The organism is Shewanella benthica KT99 (assembly GCF_000172075.1).
Classification (GTDB): domain Bacteria; phylum Pseudomonadota; class Gammaproteobacteria; order Enterobacterales; family Shewanellaceae; genus Shewanella; species Shewanella benthica_A.
In genome coordinates, this window is the sequence record NZ_ABIC01000015.1 from 1 (window position 1) to 17,609 (window position 17,609).

The 17,609-nt window shown below is 46.0% G+C and carries 16 protein-coding genes; 13 read left to right on the forward strand and 3 right to left on the reverse strand.

Going from position 1 to position 17,609, the window contains the following annotated elements; all coding sequences use genetic code 11:
- From dapD to map, 3 genes are all read right to left on the reverse strand, one after another.
- A partial coding sequence (dapD, locus tag KT99_RS08920) for a 2,3,4,5-tetrahydropyridine-2,6-dicarboxylate N-succinyltransferase (protein WP_005499144.1) occupies positions 1-776 on the reverse strand: 776 nt, incomplete at its 3' end.
- Positions 777-842: 66 nt separating this feature from the next.
- On the reverse strand, positions 843-3,422 hold the full coding sequence (gene glnD, locus KT99_RS08925) for a bifunctional uridylyltransferase/uridylyl-removing protein GlnD (RefSeq protein WP_005499145.1): 2,580 nt from the start codon (positions 3,420-3,422) through the stop codon (positions 843-845).
- 94 nt (positions 3,423-3,516) lie between these two features.
- On the reverse strand, positions 3,517-4,314 hold the full coding sequence (map, locus tag KT99_RS08930) for a type I methionyl aminopeptidase (protein WP_005499157.1): 798 nt from the start codon (positions 4,312-4,314) through the stop codon (positions 3,517-3,519).
- 336 nt (positions 4,315-4,650) lie between these two features.
- Between map and rpsB the strand changes: the two genes are divergently transcribed.
- The 13 genes from rpsB (at position 4,651) to lpxA (ending at position 17,562) form a co-directional block, all read left to right on the forward strand.
- On the forward strand, positions 4,651-5,379 hold the full coding sequence (gene rpsB, locus KT99_RS08935; RefSeq protein ID WP_005499158.1) for a 30S ribosomal protein S2: 729 nt from the start codon (positions 4,651-4,653) through the stop codon (positions 5,377-5,379).
- A gap of 132 nt (positions 5,380-5,511) precedes the next feature.
- A complete protein-coding gene (gene tsf, locus KT99_RS08940) occupies positions 5,512-6,360 on the forward strand; it encodes a translation elongation factor Ts (protein WP_005499169.1) in 849 nt (282 codons plus the stop codon).
- Positions 6,361-6,449: 89 nt separating this feature from the next.
- Entirely contained in the window at positions 6,450-7,190 is a 741-nt protein-coding gene (gene pyrH, locus KT99_RS08945) for a UMP kinase (protein ID WP_005499170.1), read from the forward strand.
- Positions 7,191-7,288: 98 nt separating this feature from the next.
- Positions 7,289-7,846 carry a ribosome recycling factor gene (gene frr, locus KT99_RS08950; protein ID WP_005499172.1) on the forward strand — a complete coding sequence of 186 codons (558 nt, stop codon included), beginning with the start codon at positions 7,289-7,291 and terminating at the stop codon, positions 7,844-7,846.
- A 79-nt stretch (positions 7,847-7,925) separates the two neighbouring features.
- Positions 7,926-8,720, forward strand: coding sequence for a polyprenyl diphosphate synthase (uppS, locus tag KT99_RS08955; RefSeq protein WP_005499173.1), 795 nt, complete (start codon positions 7,926-7,928; stop codon positions 8,718-8,720).
- Positions 8,721-8,739: 19 nt separating this feature from the next.
- Positions 8,740-9,597 (forward strand): phosphatidate cytidylyltransferase, encoded by an 858-nt coding sequence (locus tag KT99_RS08960; RefSeq protein ID WP_040571797.1) that lies wholly within the window; start codon positions 8,740-8,742, stop codon positions 9,595-9,597.
- Positions 9,598-9,601: 4 nt separating this feature from the next.
- Positions 9,602-10,789, forward strand: coding sequence for a 1-deoxy-D-xylulose-5-phosphate reductoisomerase (ispC, locus tag KT99_RS08965; RefSeq protein WP_005499182.1), 1,188 nt, complete (start codon positions 9,602-9,604; stop codon positions 10,787-10,789).
- Between the two features lie 18 nt (positions 10,790-10,807).
- Positions 10,808-12,175: a sigma E protease regulator RseP gene (gene rseP, locus KT99_RS08970; RefSeq protein ID WP_005499184.1), complete on the forward strand. Its 1,368-nt coding sequence runs from the start codon at positions 10,808-10,810 to the stop codon at positions 12,173-12,175.
- A gap of 31 nt (positions 12,176-12,206) precedes the next feature.
- A complete protein-coding gene (bamA, locus tag KT99_RS08975; RefSeq protein WP_005499189.1) occupies positions 12,207-14,690 on the forward strand; it encodes an outer membrane protein assembly factor BamA in 2,484 nt (827 codons plus the stop codon).
- Between the two features lie 81 nt (positions 14,691-14,771).
- Positions 14,772-15,266, forward strand: a complete 495-nt coding sequence (locus KT99_RS08980) for an OmpH family outer membrane protein (protein WP_040571808.1) — start codon at positions 14,772-14,774, stop codon at positions 15,264-15,266.
- A 19-nt stretch (positions 15,267-15,285) separates the two neighbouring features.
- Positions 15,286-16,311 (forward strand): UDP-3-O-(3-hydroxymyristoyl)glucosamine N-acyltransferase, encoded by a 1,026-nt coding sequence (lpxD, locus tag KT99_RS08985; protein WP_005499191.1) that lies wholly within the window; start codon positions 15,286-15,288, stop codon positions 16,309-16,311.
- A gap of 28 nt (positions 16,312-16,339) precedes the next feature.
- The gene (fabZ, locus tag KT99_RS08990; protein WP_005499192.1) at positions 16,340-16,798 is read left to right on the forward strand and encodes a 3-hydroxyacyl-ACP dehydratase FabZ; all 459 of its coding nucleotides are present in this window, start codon (positions 16,340-16,342) and stop codon (positions 16,796-16,798) included.
- A complete protein-coding gene (gene lpxA / locus KT99_RS08995; protein ID WP_005499194.1) occupies positions 16,795-17,562 on the forward strand; it encodes an acyl-ACP--UDP-N-acetylglucosamine O-acyltransferase in 768 nt (255 codons plus the stop codon). The genes fabZ and lpxA overlap by 4 nt, the downstream gene beginning before the upstream one ends.
- Positions 17,563-17,609: the final 47 nt, after the last annotated feature.

The window sequence follows — 17,609 nt, forward strand, 5'->3', positions numbered from 1 at the left end:
TTGGCATCGACTTTCTTGACTATGATGGCGGCGTAGAGGTTATATTTGCCACATTTTGAAGGTAAGGTACCCGATACCACGACAGAGCCGGCAGGAACGCGACCATAGTGGATCTCGCCAGTTTCACGATCATAGATACGTGTGCTTTGACCAAGGTAGACACCCATAGAGATCACGCTGCCCTCTTCGACGATAACACCTTCCACGACTTCAGAACGTGCACCGATGAAACAGTTGTCTTCGATAATAGTCGGACCTGCTTGTAATGGCTCTAATACACCACCTATGCCGACGCCACCTGATAAGTGGACATTCTTGCCAATCTGGGCACATGAGCCTACTGTGGCCCAGGTATCGATCATAGTACCTTCACCGATATAGGCACCAAGATTTACGTAAGAAGGCATTAGCACGGTGTTCTTGCCGATGAAAGAGCCTTTACGTACTGTTGCCGGTGGTACGACACGGATAGCCTCTTTTCTGAAGCGTGCTTCATCATAATCGGCAAACTTCATCGGGACTTTATCGAAGTATTTAGTCTCTCCGCCGTCGATAACACCATTATCGAAAATTCTGAAGGAGAGTAATACCGCTTTCTTCAGCCATTGGTGTACGTGCCATTGGCCATCGATCTTCTCAGCGACTCTGGCTTCACCCTTATCAAGCATGTTAATCACTTTTTCAACATCAGCACGTACACTATCATCTACTGTGCTAGGGCTGATCTCGGCGCGCGCTTCAAAAGCCGCCTCTATACGTTGGCGTAAAGCCTCCATTTACTTCTCCAGAATAAGTTATAAGTGAATGTTATATTAAAAACAGTGAATATTTATATGTTTGAGCTAATTTTGTTGTGGCCGATCGAGCGCTTGAGTCAAGTTTTCACTCAACTCCTGCTGTTGAATCGGGCTCAATTGTTCTCCATCGGCATTCTGTAACATGAAGAAGTCCTCTGCACGCTCGCCTATGGTGGTTATCTTTGCGGCCATCAGCTTTATGTTACATCGGTAGAATATATCGCCGACCTTGGCTAATAGCCCCGGGCTATCTAGAGTTATAAGCTCCATCATGCTGGTTCCATGACGGCGTGATGGCAGGAAACTCACCTGAGTTTGCACTTTAAATGGCTTCATCTTGCGAGGGAGCTTCTTAAACTTAGGTAATTTGGGTGTGTCACCACTGAGGGCTTTTACCAGTGCCTTTTTAATCCCTTGAATACGCGCTATCTGTGCAACCGGGCTCCCATCCTGCTCTAAAATGACAAAAGAATCCAGCGCATAATTATCTTTTGAGGTCATGATACTGGCATCATGGACATTGATGTTTTTATTGTCGAGCAAGGTCATCACTGTGGCGAACAGTTTAGGTTTATCCTGTCCATAGACAAACAGCTCGGTGCCGCCTCTGGTTGTATGTTTGGAGAGCAAGACTAATGGCTCATCATGTTTGTGCTTGATGATGGCTTCAGAGTGCCAGGCAATCTGATTGGGCTGATGGCGTAAAAAGTAATCGGCTTTTAACCTTTGCCATAACGCATCTATACTTTTCTCTTTAATGCCTCGTCTGAGCAGCTCTTTCTTGGCTTTAGCTTGATTTTCTCTCACCCGAGCCCTGATATCGACGGGTTTTTCTTTGCCTCTGGCTAACACCCTCTGGGTTGAAAAGTAGAGTTCTCGCAGCAGAGAACCTTTCCAGTTGTTCCATGTTTTCTCATTGGTGGCGCAGATATCGGCTACCGTCAGGCAATAAAGGTAGCTGAGATGAACCGAATCACGGACCCTATCGGCAAATTCGGCTACCACATCGGGATCTGAGATATCGCGTCGTTGCGCCGTGATGGACATCACCAGATGATTTTCTACCAGCCAGGCCACCAATCTGCCATCATGATCATTGAGGCCGTGAAGTTTACAGAAGTCCCTCGCATCTATGGCGCCTAACTTACTGTGATTGCCACCTCTCCCCTTAGCAATATCGTGAAAGATGGCGGCTAAAACCAGTAAGCCTTTCTTAGGCAGTTGATTGATCAGCACAGAACACAGAGGGAACTCATCTTTCTGCTCCGGGTGAGAGAAACGATCTATGTTCTGTAGCAGCCTGTGAGTATGTTCATCGACCGTATAGGCATGAAAGAGATCAAATTGCATCTGACCCTCGATATTACGCCATGCCGACAGGTAGGCTGATAACACACCATGACGATGCATCAAGGACAGCGAGGCAATGCCTCTGGGGTGTTTTAATATCTCTAAAAATATCGCTCTGCAATTGGCGTGGTTCATCAAGGGTTGGGATTGCTGACGCCTGGCTTTACGCAGGCTTCTTAATGTCGGCGCATATATCCCCTTGATGTTAGAGTTTTTTGCCACATGCAGGCAAAGTTTCATTATTTCTACGGGCTGCTCGAAGATATTGGCGCTCAGGGACTCTATAAAGGTGCCGCGTAGTTGATAATCATTATTTATTTTCTTTATTTCCAGAGCCTTGGCATGACCTAGGGTGGCACGATTAAACAGTTGTAATAGCATCTGGTTAAGCTCCATCACACGTCTAACCGTGCGATAGTAGCGTTTCATCATCTGCTCGACACCGAGCTGAGTCGAGTCCTCATAGCCCATGAGATCGGCGACTTGGCGTTGCAGATCGAACAAGAGCCGGTTTTCATCTCTGCCAGAGATAAGGTGCAAGGCAAATCTGAGTTCCCAGAGGAAGTACTGGCATTCGAGCAACTCTTCGAGTTCATCTTGATCGAGAAAACCATGTTCGACCAGATCTTCAGCATTGGCAGCATCGAAGTGTCTCATCGCCACCCAAGCGACCGTATGTATGTCCCTCAATCCCCCGGGGCAGGTCTTAAGGTTAGGCTCAAGACCGAATGCACTGGCTCTGGCGTGGCGGGCTAACTGCTCGTCTCGCTTGGCGATAAAAAAGTCACTCGCCGGCCAAAAATCGTCACGGCGAATACTCAGATACAGAGATTGGTAGAGGTCCTCCGGACCACATAATAATCTGGCCTCGAGCAGATTCGTCACCACGGTGACATCATGACGACCTTGCTCTAAAGTTTGTGCCACAGTTCGTACACTATGCCCAACCTCGAGGCCAGCATCCCACAGGAAGGCAATATACTGGCTGAGGGCGGCCTCTGCATCGGGACAAAGGTCAGACTCGATTAAAAATAGCAGGTCAACATCGGAATGTGGATGCAATTCGGCTCGTCCATATCCGCCAACGGCGATGAGTGCGATAGCAAACTTGTCGAGTCCGTGGCTCTGCCACTTCTGTTGCAGCATCGAATCGACAAACTGACTACGCTGGGCGACGAGCTGTTTGATGGGGTCTTTGTTGCGAAAGCGAGTCAGTAGTTCATCATTTTGAGCGAACAGTGCCACTTTGGTAATTTGCGCCGATTCAATGGTCATAGAGTTCCCTTAATCTCCTGGCGAGTAGTTTGAACAAACAAAAAGTACCAATCAAGTTAACTGGTACTGAGTATGAAAGAGGCCGGACGATATATCAGTGATTGATGATTCTTGGGAAATCTTCCTCTGAGCGTAGGGTCAAGACTTCAACGCCTGTCTTAGTGATGAGTAAGGTATGTTCCCATTGGGCGGAGTTTTTACCATCGGACGTGGTCACTGTCCAGTTGTCTTTTTTATCTAAAATACAGGTGTGACGACCCGCATTTATCATGGGTTCAATGGTGAAACACATGCCTGGACGTAAAACTGTTTTATCACTATTTTTGTAATGCATGACCTGAGGCTCTTCATGGAAGCCAGCACCTATGCCGTGACCACAATAATCTTTGACTATGGTGTATTTTTCCAGACCGGTTTTCTTGGTCTTGATAAATTTCTCGACTATGGTGCCAATTTCACCCAATTTCATTCCCGGGCGTACCTTACGTATGCTGGCATATAGGCTTTCTTGAGCGACACGGCACAGGCGCATATCCTTGGGGCTAACATCACCAATTAAAAACATTTTCGACGTATCGCCATGGAAGCCATCTTTGATCACGGTAATGTCGATATTGATGACGTCACCATCTTTCAGGGCGCGGTCGCTGGGAATACCATGGCAGATAACCTCATTGACAGAGGTGCAGATAGACTTGGGGAAGCCATGATAATCGAGAGGGGCCGATATCGCGCCATTGTCTTCGGTAAACTTGGCACAGATATCATTCAGCTCATTAGTGGTGACTCCAGCTTTGACGAAGGGGCCCACCATCTCTAAGACTTCGGCCGCCAACTTGCCTGCAGTGCGCATTTTTTCTATCTCTTCAGCAGTCTTTATCACTATACTCATTTAGCTATCTCTCGTGTCTCGATTTATGAGGGTTTGGGTGCGCATTTTATTAGTGCAAAACACACGTAAAATTTGTGTTCTCGGTCCTAATATGGTATAAATCGCGCCGTTATGTTTGACTCTATTCTCATCTTTGGTGGTGTGAAGTACTCACTATTCAATGTAATAGGGATTCTAGCAAAAACCTAGGATGTAGAGTTAAGATGGCGGCCATTATACATGGCTATTTATTAAATACTAAATCACACACGTATCGACACATTCTTCGGGGTGCCTGTATAGGTCGAAGATATGGGATGCGTGGAGGTCTAACCCCCAATTATTTAAGGTAATAAAATGACTACAGTTTCAATGCGCGACATGCTTAAAGCCGGTGTTCACTTCGGTCACCAGACTCGTTACTGGAACCCAAAGATGAAGCCTTTCATCTTCGGTGCCCGTAATGGTGTTCACATCATCAACCTAGAGCACACTGTGCCTATGTTCAATGAAGCGCTTGCTTTTATCAGCAACATCGCCTCAAAGAAAGGTAAGGTTCTTTTTGTTGGTACTAAGCGTGCTGCAAGCGAAGCAATCAAAGAGTCTGCAATTTCTTGTGACCAGTACTATGTCGATCACCGCTGGTTAGGCGGCATGTTGACTAACTGGAAAACAGTGCGTCAATCAATCAAGCGTCTTAAAGATCTTGAAAGCCAGTCTATAGATGGTACTTTCGACAAACTGACTAAGAAAGAAGCTTTGATGCGTACTCGTGAACTTGCGAAGCTAGACAGGTCTCTTGGTGGTATTAAGAACATGGGCGGTTTGCCTGACGTTCTTTTCGTCATCGGTGCAGATCACGAGCATATCGCTGTTAAAGAAGCTAACAATCTGGGTATCCCAGTTGTTGCTATTGTTGATACTAACTCTAACCCAGACGGCATCAACTACATCATTCCTGGTAATGATGACGCTATGCGTTCTATTCGTTTGTACACTGAGTCTGTTGCCGCTGCCGTTAAAGCTGGCCGTGGTCAAGATCTTGCTATTCAAGCGGAGCAAGACGGTTTCGTAGAAGCCGAGTAATTTGGTTAGATGCTAAGCATCTCCCAAATTAACTAAGCGACATGATAGCAAAACAGGGGCGCTTTCACCTTGGTGGTAATAGCCCCTGTTTTATATCTAGTGAATTTATAGACTTATCTAGAGGATTTAACAATGGCAATTACTGCTGCCCAAGTTAAAGAACTTCGTCAGCGCACTGGCGCAGGCATGATGGATTGTAAGAAAGCGTTGGTTGAAACCGATGGTGACATCGAACTAGCGATTGATAATATGCGTAAGAGCGGTGCTGCGAAGGCTGCTAAAAAAGCAGGTAACATAGCTGCTGAAGGTACAATACTGATTAAAAATGGCGATGGTTTCTCTGCGCTTTTAGAAGTTAACTGTCAAACAGACTTCGTTGCAAAAGATGCCAGTTTCCTAGCATTCGCTAACGCGGTACTAGAAGTTGCTGCTACCTCTAAAGTCACTATCGAAGAGTTGAAAGCTCAGTTCGAAGAAACACGTGTCTCATTAGTGACTAAAATCGGTGAAAATATCAACGTTCGTCGCGTTGAGTACATCGATGGTGCCAACCTTGTCTCTTACCGTCACGGTGAGCGTATCGGTGTCGTTGTAGCCGGTGAAGCTGACGAAGAAACGCTAAAGCATCTAGCAATGCACATTGCTGCTTCTAAGCCTGAATTCGTTAACCCTGAAGATGTTCCAGCTGATCAAGTGGCAAAAGAAAAAGCACTGCAGATCGAAATCGCCATGAACGCAGGCAAGCCTGCAGAGATTGCAGAGAAAATGGTTTTCGGTAGAATGAAGAAGTTCACTGGTGAGATCTCTCTTACTGGTCAAGCTTACATCATGGAACCTAAGAAAACTGTGGGTGCAATTCTTAAAGAGAAAGGCGCGACTGTATCAGGCTTTGTTCGTTTAGAACTTGGCGAAGGTATCGCGAAGAAAGAAGAAGATTTTGCTGCTGAAGTGGCTGCCACCATAGCGGCTACTAAGGCTTAATCTCCTGTTGTAAGCACTCCTAAGACCGTGGTACTTGCTGCGGTCTTATTGTATTATTTGACCTATTGGCATCAATCTGGACTATAAAAATGAGCACGAATCCTAAACCTGCATTTCGACGTATCCTTCTCAAGCTCAGTGGTGAAGCCTTAATGGGCGATGAAGGTTTTGGCATAGATCCTAAAGTCTTAGATCGCATGGCTCAGGAGATTAAAGAACTGGTTGAACTCGGCCTTCAGGTAGGTATTGTTATCGGTGGTGGTAACTTATTCCGTGGCGAAGGGCTTGCAAAAGCCGGCATGAATCGCGTTGTGGGCGATCACATGGGCATGCTAGCCACAGTCATGAATGGTTTGGCGATGCGTGATGCCCTACATCGTGCTTATGTTAATGCTCGTTTGATGTCTGCTATCCCGCTTAAAGGTGTCTGCGATGATTATAATTGGGCCGAAGCCATTAGTTTGCTAAAGTCCGGTCGGGTGGTCATTTTTGCCGCCGGTACGGGCAACCCTTTCTGCACCACTGATTCTGCAGCTTGCCTGCGCGGTATCGAAATCGAAGCCGAAGTCGTGATCAAAGGGACTAAGGTCGATGGCGTCTACTCAGATGATCCAGTTAAGAACCCAGATGCAGTAATGTATGATGAAATGGATTACGATGAAATTCTGGAAAAAGAATTAAAAGTGATGGATCTTGCTGCATTTACCATGGCGAGAGATCACAACATGCCTATATTGGTATTTAACATGAATAAACCTGGTGCCTTACGTCGGGTCATCATGGGTGAGCGGGAAGGTACCATGATCAAATCAATGAAAACAAAGAATTAAAAAATATTGTAATATTCAGTCAGTAAAAGTGAATAGCTTAATGTGACTGGCTAGTCCTATGACTAAGAATGTAGTGACTCATTTAAAGGATATTTAACGTGATAAACGAAATCAAAGCAGATGCTCAAACACGTATGGCTAAATGTATAGAAGCCACTAAGACTCAGATGGCTAAGGTCCGTACGGGTCGTGCACATCCTAGCCTTTTAGATTCGATTAAGGTCTCTTATTACGGTTCAATGACGCCGCTTAAGCAAGTGGGTAACGTGACTATCGAAGATTCACGTACTCTGGCTGTTTCTGTGTTTGATGTGTCTATGATCAAAGCGGTAGAGAAAGCAATCATGACTTCAGATCTGGGTCTGAACCCTATGTCTGCCGGTGCTGTCATACGCATTCCACTTCCTTCATTGACAGAAGAGCGTCGTAAAGACCTTATCAAGGTTGTTCGCGCAGAAGCTGAAAATAGCCGGATTTCTGTTCGTAACGTGCGTCGTGATGCTAACTCAGATGTGAAAGTGTTAGAGAAAGAGAAAGAGTGTACCGAAGATGATGTACACCGCACCGAAGATGAGATTCAGAAATTCACCGATGCGCATATTAAGCAGATTGATGATCTTTTGTCTGCAAAAGAAGCTGAGTTGATGAAAGTCTAATCTAGGACTAAGAAACTAGAGTTCAGACGCCGTGTAGCGGTATACTACACGGCGTTTGCTTTTTTAAGGGTTGTAATAGATGTCAATCGATTCCCAGTCTGGTTCTGAATTCTCTCTGGAGGAGATTGCAGAACTTGTTAAACAGTCTAAGCCTAAACACGTCGCCATCATCATGGATGGTAACGGACGTTGGGCACAGGCGCGGGGGAAACCCAGAGTGATGGGACATAAGGCGGGAGTAAAAACCGTCAGACGTGCAGTGAGTACCGCCAAAGAGATGGGGATCGAGTCGTTAACCTTATTTGCATTTTCCAGTGAAAACTGGCGCCGACCCGATAAAGAGGTTTCCCTGTTGATGGAACTCTTCTTTACCGTGCTGCAACGTGAAATAAAGCTGCTGCATAAAAATGGTGTCAGGCTCAATATTATCGGCGACACCAGCCGTTTCTCTGAGCGTTTACAGAAACAAATTGCCGCAGCTGAAGCGAAAACTGCCGGTAATACCGAGCTGATACTCAATGTGGCGGCTAACTATGGCGGTCGTTGGGACATCATGCAAGCGGCACAGGCTTTGGCTAAAAAAGTTGAAGCTGGTGAAATTAACAGCAGTCAGTTCACCGAAGAGGCCCTAAGTCAGCATCTATGCATGCAAAACCAAGCCGAAGTTGATTTAATGATACGCACGGGTGGGGACTATCGTATCAGTAATTTCATATTATGGCAGGCGGCCTATGCCGAGTTGGTTTTTACTGATACTTTGTGGCCTGATTTTGATGAAAATGCGTTTAAACGGGCAGTTGCAACTTTTGCATCCCGTCAACGAAGATTCGGTCTGACGGGTTGCCAAATAGAGACGATGCAGTCCGAGTTATAATTTTTTTGAGGGTTTTTTTTTGCTAAAACAACGAATAATAACAGCAACTTGGTTAATCCCCTTAGTTTTGGGAGCGGTTTTTTTCCTCCCGACAGCATACTTTTCCTGGGTATTAGTGCCCGTATTTCTGCTTGCTGCCAAGGAGTGGGGACAGATTATCGATAAGCGCTGTCAAATAACACAGTGGAGCTTTACCATCACCATAGGTGCGCTATTAATCGCACTCAACCTGTTTGTTCCTAGCGATGAACTCTGGTTTAAAGGTCATCTGCATCCTGTTTACCTGGCAATCATCTTGATTGGAGCCTTGTGGTGGGTCATATCACTGTTATTGGTGCTCTCCTTTCCGAAGAGTTCAGGGCTGTGGCAAAAGAGCCACATGTTCAAGTCTATGTTTGGCCAGCTGACCCTTATTCCTTGTTTTGCAGCCTTGATTGCGCTCAAGGGGCTAAGTTCTGAGGCTGACCCTTATTACGGTGGGATCTTAGTCTTCTTGGTCATGCTGGTTGTTTGGGCTGCCGATAGCGGAGCTTATTTTGTGGGCAAAGCCCTTGGGCGTACTAAGTTGATGCCTAACGTGAGTCCAGCCAAGACTATCGAAGGTCTGGTAGGCGGTTTAATTACCAGCATGATTATTGTGATAGGCGTGATGCTGGTTTCACCAGAGCAGGAGCTAGGCTTGGTCGTTGCTGTGACCTTGTTTATCGCCCTAGTCTCGGTGGTGGGAGACTTGTCTGAGAGTATGTTCAAGCGGGTGGCTGACATTAAAGATTCGGGCACTATCTTGCCGGGACATGGTGGCGTACTCGACCGAATAGACAGTCTGACAGCCGCATTACCTGTATTTACTCTTATTTATATCGCATTTTGGATGTAAGCTAATGCAAAAAATGGTCATACTCGGGGCAACAGGATCGATAGGTGCCAGCACCTTAAGTGTCATTGGCAAAAACCCTGAGGCATATTGCATATATGCCTTGGTGGCGAATACCAATGTGGATAAGATGTTGGCTCTGTGCATAGAGCACCAGCCATCGATTGCACATATGGTCGATGTCGACGCCGCCAGGCTCTTACGCCAGCGTTTACCTGCAGACTCAGGTGTAGAAGTGACTACGGGGGCTACTGAGCTTGATGATCTTGTCAGTGCATCTTGTGTCGATACCGTTATGGCTGCGATTGTTGGCGCCGCGGGCTTGCTGCCGACTTTAGCCGCTGTTAAAGCGGGTAAACGAGTCCTACTCGCTAATAAAGAGTCGCTGGTGATGTCCGGCAGGCTGTTTATCGATGCGATGAAGGCCTCTGGTGCAAAAGTGCTGCCGGTAGATAGTGAGCATAATGCGATATTTCAGGCTTTACCCGAGTCGATTCAAAGCAATATTGGCTACTGTGATCTAGAAGGTGCGGGAATATCGCATATTTTATTGACCGGTTCTGGGGGCCCTTTCCTTAACTCTCCTCTGGATTCCCTGAGCGCCATGACGCCGGCGCAGGCTTGTAAACATCCGAATTGGTCTATGGGCCGTAAGATATCAGTCGATTCAGCCAGCATGATGAACAAGGGGCTCGAATATATTGAAGCCCGTTGGTTGTTTAATACCACTGCCGAGCAGCTGAAGGTGGTCATTCACCCTCAGAGTGTGATTCACTCTATGGTTCAGTATCGAGATGGCTCAGTTTTAGCTCAGTTGGGTAAGCCAGATATGCGTACGCCAATCGCTCATTGTATGTCTTATCCCCAAAGAATCAACTCAGGAGTTGAACCTTTGGACTTTTTCAAAGTCGGACAGTTAAGCTTTCTTGAACCAGATTTCGAACGATTCCCTTGTCTTTCTCTTGCCATTGAGGCTTGTAAGCAAGGTCAGGAAGCGACCACAGTGTTAAATGCAGCAAATGAAATATCGGTTGCTGCTTTTTTGGAAAATAAGTTAACGTTTACTGATATAGTCAGAGTCAATGAAACGTGTTTAAGTAAAGTGTCCATGAGTTCTTTAAAGAGTCTGGATGATATCATCGCATTAGATACACAAACACGCAGATTTGCTTTAGAGTTGGTAGCAAATATTTAACTAGCTCAAAGGATGGGAATGATCGACTTTCTATGGAATTTAGGTTCCTTCGTTATTGCATTAGGCATCTTAATTGCTGCACATGAATATGGTCACTTTTGGGTCGCCAGACGTTGTGGCGTAAAAGTAGAGCGTTTTTCTATCGGCTTCGGTAAGGCAATATGGCGAAGAGTCGGTAAAGATGGCACCGAATACGTGTTAGCCATGATCCCCCTCGGTGGCTATGTCAAAATGCTTGATGAGCGTGTAGATGACGTTCCGGAAGAACTAAAAGATCAAGCGTTTAACCGAAAGACAGTGTGGCAGCGTATCGCTATTGTTGCTGCAGGGCCCATGGCTAACTTCTTGTTTGCCATTGTTGCACTCTATTTCATGTATCTTATTGGCGTACCGGCACTCAAGCCTGTCATCGATGCTACGCGTCTGGACTCCCCAGCGGCGCAGATTCAAATTGATGAACCTATGCTGATAACTTCGGTCGAAGGTAAGCGTGTTCACAATTGGGAAGAGGTGACTTACGCCTTGGTGAGTGAGATTGGTGAGCCACATATCGATATCACCATGACTCCTTTGAAATCGAGTGCCGATGGGGCTCTTGGCACTAAATATAGATTAAACACAGAATCCTGGGAGTTTAATCCGGATAAAGAGTCGCCAATCGCTTCATTAGGACTCGATTTCTATAGACCAGAAATAACCCCTGTTTTAGGATTTGTGAGTCCTGATGGTGCCGCCGCAGCAGCAGGCCTAGAGATTGGAGATACCTTAGTTGCCGTTAATGGTGTGCCCTACGGTGAGTGGGACGATTTTGTCAGTAAGATAAAAGCATCGGCCAACCAAACTTTGTTTATTACCGTCAGACGGGCCGGTGAGCAATTTAAGCTCAAAGTGATTCCTAGTGAACGTAATGGGCCCCAAGGTCAAATCGAAGGTGTTATCGGTGTAGCACCGACACAGGCTGATTGGCCAGAAAACATGAAGCTACAGCTCGAATATGGTTTCATCGAGTCATTTGGGGTGGCAACGGATAAAACATGGCAACTTATCTCTGTCAGCTTTAAGATGATTGGCAAGCTAATCACTGGCGATCTGTCTATTAAGAATTTAAGTGGACCCATATCCATAGCAAAAGGTGCTGGCAGCAGTGCTAGCTATGGCTTGGTTTACTTTTTAGGTTTCCTCGCATTAATCAGCGTTAACTTAGGTATTATCAATTTACTGCCTTTGCCAGTGCTAGATGGGGGACACTTGTTGTATTACTTCATAGAAGTGATCACAGGAAGGCCTGTGCCAGAGAAGGTACAGGAAATTGGATTCAGATTTGGGGCAGCCATGCTGCTGATGTTGATGAGCGTTGCGCTTTTTAACGATTTTTCCCGACTCTGAGCAGGGACACACACATAATTAGAAGTGCTCTATGAGATTGAATAAACTTTTTGCCTCGATTGTATTAGTCGGTGCGTCTTTATCAGGGAACGGTTGGGCAGAAACATTCCAACCATTTGAAGTCACAGATATTCAGGTTCAAGGACTACAACGCGTAGCCCTTGGCGCAGCCTTACTGACCATTCCAGTCAAGGTAGGTGATACTGTCGATGAACTTAAACTTCAACAAGCGATTAAAAGCTTATATGCCTCGACAAACTTCGAACATATCGAAGTCAGTCGAGATGGCGGCGTGCTGATTGTCACAGTCAAAGAGCGGCCGACCATCAGCTCGGTTACCTTCGAAGGTAACAAGGACATCAAGGATGAGCAGCTGCAAGAGAGCTTAGACGGTTCTGGCGTCAAGGTGGGTGAGTCACTAGACAGAACCATGCTCGCCGGTATCGAAAAGAGCCTACAAGATTTCTATTATGGTGTCGGTAAATACGGCGCTAAAGTAGAAGCCGAAGTGGTTAACTTGCCTCGTAATCGCGTCGAATTGAAATTTAACTTTACCGAAGGTCTAGCCGCCGAAATTAAGCAGATCAATATAGTCGGTAACGAAGTTTTCACCGATGCTGAGTTGATTGGCATGCTGGAACTTAAAGATTATGTCGCTTGGTGGGATCTGTTTGGTGAGCGTCGTTATCAGAAGCAGAAACTTCAAGCCGATCTCGAGACAGTAAAAAGTTTCTATCATAACCGTGGCTATATTCGTTTCGATGTAATTTCGACTCAGGTCGCTATGACCCCAGATCGTAAAGGTTTGTATATCACCATCAATGTCGATGAGGGTGAGCAGTACACAGTGACTGAAGTTAACCTTACCGGCGACCTGATGGGGCGCGAGAAGGTGATGAAGGCCATTCTGCCTATCAAGGTTGGCGACACCTATAATGGTGCCGACGTGACCTTTGCCGAAGAGATGTATGGCAAGTATTTAGGTCGCTTCGGTTACGCCTACCCAGAAGTTCAGACTTACCCTGAAATTAATGATGAGACAAAAGAGGTGAGCCTCAATGTCAATATCAATCCGGGTAAACGTGTCTATGTGCGCAGCATTAATTTTTCCGGTAATCAGGTGACTAAAGATGAGGTTTTACGTCGTGAGCTGCGTCAGATGGAAGGTGCCTGGCTTAACTCGGCTCAAGTCGAACAGTCGAAGGCGCGTCTGAATCGTCTGGGTTACTTTGAGACTGTCGATACCGAAACGGTACAGGTTCCCGGCACCGACGATCTGGTAGACATAAATTTCAAGGTGAAGGAGCAGCCTTCGGGTTCATTCAATGCTGGTGTGGGTTATGGTACCGAATCAGGCATGAGTCTGCAGTTTGGTGTGCAGCAGAGTAACTTCTTAGGCACGGGTAATCAGGCGAGTGTCAGCCTGAACACCAACAAGTACTCTAAGAATGTGAATTTGTCCTTTACCGATCCCTACTTTACTAAAGATGGTGTTAGTTTAGGCGGCAGCGTCTACTGGAGCGAATTTGATGCCAATGAAGCCAACCTTGAACGCTACAAGAATAGCTCCTATGGTGTGGCACTGAACTCGGGATTCCCGATCAACGAATATAACCGTATCAACGGTGGGATAGGTTACCGTCATAATACCATTTCGGAAATTTCGGCCTATGAGCAGGCGCTCAGGTTCTACAACATCTACCGTGATGACGAAGATCCTAATGCCGATTTGGCGTTTAATAACTTCGAAGCTAATTTAGGTTGGTATCGCAGTACATTGAACCGAGGCACCTTCCCGTCGGATGGTTCATCTCAGCGTTTAAGTGCTAAAATGACGGTACCAGGTTCTGATCTGCAATATTTCAAGGCAGATTTTGATACCAGTTTCTATTTCCCTCTATCTCGCAATCATAAGTGGGTATTATTAGCCAAAACACGTTTTGGCTATGGTAATGGTTATGGAAAATTTAACGATAACGACCAGATCTTGCCTTTTTGGGAAAATTACTATTCAGGCGGCAGCAGCTCACTGCGTGGGTTTAAGTCTAATTCGGTCGGTCCGCGTTCATTCTATTTGAGTCGTGGTTTAGAAACTTGTTCTCCTGATGCTTCGGGAGACGGTTGTTATCTACCGGGTGACCCAAACCAGATCCAGGTAAGTGACGGTCGTTCTATCGGTGGCAATGCGATTGCAACTGCTAGTTTTGAAGTGATTGTGCCTACGCCTTTCTTGGATGAGGCTTACTCTAACTCGGTGCGTACCAGCTTCTTCTTCGATGCGGGCAACGTATGGGATACCGAGTTTGATTATGATTCATATCGATACCTTCCAGCCCACGAATTTGATAAACTTGCGGATTATTCTAACGCGAGCAGAATTCGCGCCTCGGCGGGAATGAGTGTGCAATGGCTTTCTCCTATGGGACCTATGGTATTTAGCCTAGCGTGGCCTGTTAAGGAATACGAGGATGATGAAACTGAAATCTTCTCGTTTAACATTGGTAAAACTTTCTAAACTAGTACTTTGAAAAATAAAATAGTTTACATACAGAATAATCGGCAAATTTTGCTGAGAAAGGAGTTTATTGTGAAAAAGATGTTTAATCGCGCGATGATGCTATTGGTTCTGCTTAGTGTACCTATTGCGGCGCAGGCCGAGAAGATTGCAGTGGTAGATATGCAGGCCGTCTTCGAGCAGTTACCTCAGCGTGAGCAGGTGAGTAAGACACTGAAGTCTGAATTTGGTGATCGTGTTGCCGGCGTGCAGAAGATGCAAGAAGAGCTACGTGGCATGCTTGATAAGCAGCAACGAGATGGCGCGTTAATGAGCGCGTCTCAGAAAACCAACATGGTACGCAAGATAGAGTCGATGAAATCTGAATTGCAGCTTAAGGGCAAGGCTTTGGATGAAGATATGCGTCGTCGTCAAGGTGAAGAGCAGAACAAGTTACTGGTTAAAGTTCAGCAAACAATCAATGCTATCGCAGAGAAAGAGGGCTATGACATGGTGCTTCAGCGTGGTGCGGTGATCTATGTTAAACCCACATCAGATATCAGCAGTAAAGTCGTTGAAGCACTCAGTAAAGGTTAATGGTAAAGGCTAATCATAGATGAAAAGCTACACCCTAAAAGAGCTGGCTAGTATATTAGGCGCAGAAATTCGCGGTGATGAGGCATTGGAAATATCCAGTGTCGCGACCCTGGAGAATGCGACTCAAGGTCAGCTCTCTTTTTTAGCAAATGCTAAATATCGCGTTCAGCTGGAGAATACTCAGGCGAGCGCAGTGCTCATTTCAGCCCAATATCTTGAAAGTTTTACCGGTAATGCTCTGGTTTTAAATGATCCTTATGTAGGCTTCGCTCGAGTTTCTCAACTGCTGGATACCACACCGAAAGCTGCCATTGGCATACATGACTCTGTGGTGATTCACCCTTCGGCTAAGCTAGCCGAAGGTGTTGCCCTAGGCGCTAATGTGGTGATCGGTGAAAACGTTATCCTTTCTGAAAACGTTCAAATCGGCCCAGGCTGTGTTATTGGCCAAGATTGTATCTTAGGTTCAGGTACTCGTCTGTGGGCGAATGTCACTCTGTACCATGATGTACATCTGGGGCAAGGCTGCATCATACATTCGGCTGCTGTGATTGGCTCCGATGGCTTCGGTTATGCCAACGAGCGCGGGCTATGGATTAAGATCCCCCAGACTGGCGGCGTTCGTATCGGCAATCGAGTCGAGATAGGTGCCAGCACTACAGTGGATCGTGGTGCAATCGAGCATACCCAGATACATGACGGTGTGATACTGGATAATCAGGTACAGATAGCGCATAACGATATAATCGGTGAAAACACAGCCATTGCCGGTAATTCGACAATTGCGGGTAGCACAAAGATTGGTAAATACTGCATCATAGGTGGAAATAGTGCCGTTGCCGGTCATTTAAGCATCGCCGATGGTACTCATATCTCAGGTGGCACGAATGTCACCAGTAACATTCGTAAGCCTGGGGTGTATACATCCGCAACTATCGCCATGGATAACAAGTTATGGCGTAGAAATACCGTAAGATTTAGACAACTAGATGAACTTTTTCAACGGGTTAAAAAGCTTGAGAAATTGAATCAAACAGAAAATTAACTGCCCAGCGGCAGCCTAAGGAAAATGTGTGCCAAATGAATTAAATACCATGGATATCAAAGAGATCATGAATTCTCTGCCCCACAGATATCCTTTTTTATTGATCGATCGGGTTTTGGATTATACTCCTGGGGAGTCTCTGCACGCGATAAAGAACGTCACAATCAATGAACCTTTCTTTCAGGGTCACTTCCCGGTTCAACCTGTGATGCCAGGTGTGTTAATTCTTGAAGCCATGGCTCAAGCAACTGGTCTGTTGGCTTATAAATCTATGGAAGCTGCGGCAGAGGAGTCTCTCTATTATTTCGCCGGCATAGATAAGGCGCGTTTTAAGCGTGTGGTTGAGCCAGGTGATCAACTACACTTTGTGGTTAAGTTAATTAAAGAGCGCCGCGGGATTGGGGTATTTACCGGTGAAGTCCGGGTTGATGGTGAGCTAGTATGCTCGGCAAAAATCATGTGTGCTCGTAGAGAGATTAAAAAGTGATAGATAAATTAGCGTATATTCATCCCGATGCCAAGATCGGTAACAAGGTTACCATAGGTCCGTGGACCTATATTGGTGCCGATGTAGAGATTGGCGACGATTGTTGGCTTAGCTCCCATGTTGTTGTCAAAGGTCCAACGGTTATCGGTAAAGGCAATAAGATCTTTCAATTCGCCTCTGTAGGCGAAGATTGCCAAGACAAGAAATATGCGGGTGAAGCAACGCGACTCATCATGGGCGATAACAACATAGTGCGTGAATCTGTGACCATTCATAGGGGGACCACTCAAGATAAGGGTGAGACTCGTATAGGGTCTAATAACTTGTTTATGGCCTATGTCCATATCGCCCACGATTGTGTGGTGGGCGACAATGTGATCATGTCTAACAGCGCTTCTATTGCCGGCCATGTCCATGTTGGTGATTGGGCTATTCTAGGTGGACTCACGGGTGTGCATCAGTTTGTTCATATCGGTGCTCATGCGTTTACTGCCGGTTACTCATTGATCTTGCAAGATGTGCCACCTTTCGTGATGGCATCGGGTCAACCAGCTATACCTCGTGGATTGAACAGCGAAGGCATGAAACGCCGCGGCTTCTCGAAAGAGAGTCAGATAGCGGTTAGACGTGCCTATAAGACACTCTACCGTAAAGGTTTGACAATCGATGAGGCTATCGCTGCATTATCGCAAGAGTCAGATGATGAGCAAGTTGAGTTTATGATCGATTTTGTCTCTAATTCCCATCGTGGCATCATCCGCTAGATTATCCTTACCTGAGCCTGTGTTAATACGGGCTCTCCATTCGTTAT